The following is a 3,485-nucleotide window of genomic DNA, read 5'->3' as shown; positions in this document are numbered from 1 at the left end:
TCACCAAGGAGAGCCTGAAGCAGGTGCTGCACAGGTTGGCGCGCAAGGACATCGAGGATGTGCTGGCCTCTGTCGGGCGTGGCGAGCTCGCCTCCACTGATGTCATGAAGGCGGTATTCCCCGACTACAAGGATGAGCGCGTCACCACGGCCGTCCCCAAGCCGCGAGAGGAGGGCTGGTCGAAGATCCGCAATGCCGCCGGCATGCTGTTCCAGATTCCGGGTCGTGCCGCGCGCAAGGACAAGGACCAGCCGCGCGATGGAGCCGTGCCGATCCGCGGCGTGCGCGGCGATCTGCCGGTGCGCTTCGCGCCGGAAGGGGCAGTCCCTGGCGATCGCATCGTCGGCATCGTCCAGCCGGGCACCGGCATCACTATCTATCCGATCCAGTCGCCAGCGCTGCAGGCGTTCGATGACCAGCCCGAGCGCTGGATCGACGTGCGCTGGGACATCGATGAGCGCACCAAGGAACGCTTTCCGGCGCGCGTATCGGTCACCGCCATCAACGCGCCGGGGTCACTCGCCGATATAGCGCAGGTGGTTGCCTCGAACGACGCCAACATCCATACGCTGTCGATGGTGCGCACTGCGCCCGACTTCACCGAAATGCTGATCGATCTCGAAGTCTGGGATCTCAAGCACCTCAACCGGCTGCTATCGCAGCTCAAGGACAATTCGAGCGTCAGCGACGCAAGACGCGTCAATGGCTAGACCATGCTCCGGTTTCGGACAACATCATGGTCAATCAAAAAGAGGCAGACATGAACACCGATGAAGTGCTGGGCATTTTCCGCGAGGCGGGTGCTGTTCTGGAAGGGCATTTCATTTTGACCTCGGGCCTGCGCAGTCCGGTCTTCCTGCAGAAGGCGCGCGTGTTCATGCATGCCGACAAGACCGAGCTTCTGTGCAAGGCGCTGGCGGAGAAGATCCGCGCAGGCGTGCCCGGCAAGATCGACTATGTCGTCGGCCCGGCGATCGGCGGGCTGATCCCGGCCTATGAGACCTCACGTCATCTCGGCGTGCCGGCGATCTGGGTCGAGCGGGAGGGGGGCGAGTTCCGCTTGCGCCGCTTCGAGATCGCCAGGGGGTCGCGTGTCGTCATCGTCGAGGACATCGTCACCACCGGCCTGTCGATCCGAGAGACCATCGAGTGCCTGCGCGAGCTTGGCGCCGAGGTGGTTGCCGCGGCCTGCATCATCGACCGTTCGGCCGGCAAGACTGATGTCGGCGTGCCGCTCATCGCGCTTGCCGAGTATGAGGTCCCGGCCTATCCGGCCGACCGGCTGCCGCCGGAGCTTGCCGCCATCCCGGCGATCAAGCCCGGCAGCCGCAACATCTGACGGGGCATGCCGACATGCGTGAAGACGAATTGGAAATGATCGCCGGCATCGATCATTTCGTGCTGACGGTCGCTTCGCTGGAAGTGACCTGTGAGTTTTACCAGCGCGTGCTGGGTTTTGAGCGCATCGACGCGGCGGATCGACCGACGGCGCTGGCTTTCGGTAGCCATAAGATCAATGTGCATGAGGTCGGCCGGACTTTCGAGCCAAAGGCGAAGTCGCCGACATCAGGATCAGGTGATTTCTGCCTGATCACCGAGCGGCCACTGGATGAGGTCCGTGCGCGGCTCGCGGCCAATGGTGTGGTGGTGGAACTCGGCCCGGTTGAACGTGTCGGGGCCCGAGGTCCAATGATGTCGGTCTATTTCCGCGACCCGGACGGCAATCTGGTCGAGGTCAGCGAATACCTGCCGTAGCCGCTGGCGGCGCTGTGCCTTTCGGCGATGCGACTGCCGTTCCTTAAATTTGCCGCGATTGTCCAATGTTCGAAGCAAGACCTGCCGCCCCGAAGGGCGGCGACAAGCGCGGCGCACAAAAGGTGTTTGGTTGTTCTTGCGCCAGCGCGTTGTTATATAAGCTGGCGATTGCCATAGGGTGATCGTCAAGCGCAAGATGTGGCTGCCACGCCCGGCTGAAGGTGCCGTTGCGGGCGCTGTGGAACGGGAACAGAGTGCTATTTCGACGCCGCAAGCCTGATGGCCTTTATGAGCGGGTGCGTACCTATCTTTGGCCGCGCCGCTCGTTTTCGCGCTCGCTTCAGTATTTTTCCAAGCGCATCCTGCGGCTGAAGGCCACACCGCATGCGGTGGCGGCCGGCGTTGCGGCCGGTGTCTTCGCTTCATTCTTCCCCGTCGGTTTCCATTTCATCATCGCTGCCATCCTGTGCTGGGTGATAGCCGGCAATCTGGTGGCGGCGGCGCTTGGCGCGGTTTTTTTCGGCAACCCGCTGACCTTCCCGTTGCTATGGGGCGCGTCGTGGGAAACGGGCAAGCTCATCCTGCATGACCGGTTGCCGACACATGGGCCGCCGGCGCATCTGGGCGAGATGTTGCACAACCTCTCCTTCGCGCAATTGTGGAAACCGGTCCTTGAACCGATGCTGATCGGTGCGGTTCCGCTCGGCTTGATCTTCGGGCTGCTGTTCTACGCCATCACGCGCTGGGGCATGAACGCTTTCCGCGAACAGCGGCGCAAACGCCTGGCCGAGCGCGCAAGCCGGCATGCGCAATCGTCCCATCCCGGCGCAAGCATCGGTTCCACTGCGCGATGATCATCGGCATCGGCAGCGACCTGATCGACATCAGACGCATCGAGAAATCGCTGGAGCGTCACGGCCAGCGCTTCGTCCAGAGAATCTACACCGACATCGAACAGGCGCGTTCGGACAATCGACGCGCCCGCGCGGCCTCCTATGCCAAGCGTTTCGCCGCCAAGGAGGCCTGCGCCAAGGCGCTGGGCACCGGACTGGCGCAGGGCGTGTTCTGGCGCGACATGGGTGTCGTCAACCTGCCCAGTGGCGCGCCGACCATGGCGTTGACGGGAGGAGCGCAGGCCAGGCTGGCCAAAATCCTGCCAAAGGGCTATCGGGCGGCAATCCACCTCACCATCACGGATGATTTCCCGCTCGCTCAAGCCTTTGTGATCATCGAGGCGCTGCCCGTCGAAGAAGCGCCACATTGATTGCCTCTGACGACCGGCATTGACGTTGCCCAGCGCGCGCCGAGACTCTATACCATCCAACGCACAATCGAGGACGACATGAGCGTGGCTGAAAAATCCGAGAAGAAATCCGGCGGGCTTGGCGAGACCGTCAGCGTCATCGTCCAGGCGCTTTTGCTCGCCCTGGTCATCCGCACGCTGCTGTTCCAGCCTTTTTCGATCCCGTCGGGATCGATGCGGCCGACGCTTTTGGAAGGCGACTATCTGTTCGTCACCAAATGGTCCTATGGCTATTCGCGCTATTCGCTGCCTTTCGGACCCGATATTTTTTCGGGCCGCATCTGGGGCTCCGAGCCGAAGCGCGGCGACGTGGCGGTTTTCAAATTCCCGCCTGATCCGTCCGTCGACTACATCAAGCGCGTTGTCGGCCTGCCGGGTGACAAGATCCAGGTCAAGGACGGCCAGCTTTTCATCAACGGTGTCGGCG

Annotated in this window: 6 protein-coding genes; all 6 read left to right on the top strand. The window is 62.6% G+C overall.

The features are described 5' to 3' along the window. Positions 1 to 710 (top strand): RelA/SpoT AH/RIS domain-containing protein (locus EN969_RS22220; RefSeq protein WP_164758413.1); only part of this gene is annotated, 710 nt, incomplete at its 5' end. A gap of 50 nt (positions 711 to 760) precedes the next feature. Continuing rightward, on the top strand, positions 761 to 1,339 hold the full coding sequence (gene pyrE, locus EN969_RS22215) for an orotate phosphoribosyltransferase (protein ID WP_013532589.1): 579 nt from the start codon (positions 761 to 763) through the stop codon (positions 1,337 to 1,339). A gap of 35 nt (positions 1,340 to 1,374) precedes the next feature. After that, the gene (locus EN969_RS22210) at positions 1,375 to 1,755 is read left to right on the top strand and encodes a VOC family protein (protein ID WP_024503070.1); all 381 of its coding nucleotides are present in this window, start codon (positions 1,375 to 1,377) and stop codon (positions 1,753 to 1,755) included. Positions 1,756 to 2,009: 254 nt separating this feature from the next. Beyond that, positions 2,010 to 2,609, top strand: a complete 600-nt coding sequence (locus EN969_RS22205; RefSeq protein WP_013532587.1) for a DUF2062 domain-containing protein — start codon at positions 2,010 to 2,012, stop codon at positions 2,607 to 2,609. Beyond that, on the top strand, positions 2,606 to 3,019 hold the full coding sequence (acpS, locus tag EN969_RS22200; protein WP_013532586.1) for a holo-ACP synthase: 414 nt from the start codon (positions 2,606 to 2,608) through the stop codon (positions 3,017 to 3,019). Before EN969_RS22205 ends, acpS begins: the two co-directional genes overlap by 4 nt. Before the next feature lie 78 nt (positions 3,020 to 3,097). After that, on the top strand, positions 3,098 to 3,485 hold a 388-nt coding region (gene lepB, locus EN969_RS22195; protein ID WP_127419397.1), incomplete at its 3' end, for a signal peptidase I.

The sequence above is a fragment of the Mesorhizobium sp. M7A.F.Ca.CA.003.01.2.1 genome (assembly GCF_003998945.1).
In the GTDB taxonomy this organism is placed as follows: Bacteria; Pseudomonadota; Alphaproteobacteria; order Rhizobiales; family Rhizobiaceae; genus Mesorhizobium; species Mesorhizobium ciceri.
Note: the sequence above shows the minus strand (reverse complement) of the source record. Positions and strands in the feature narration are given on the sequence as shown.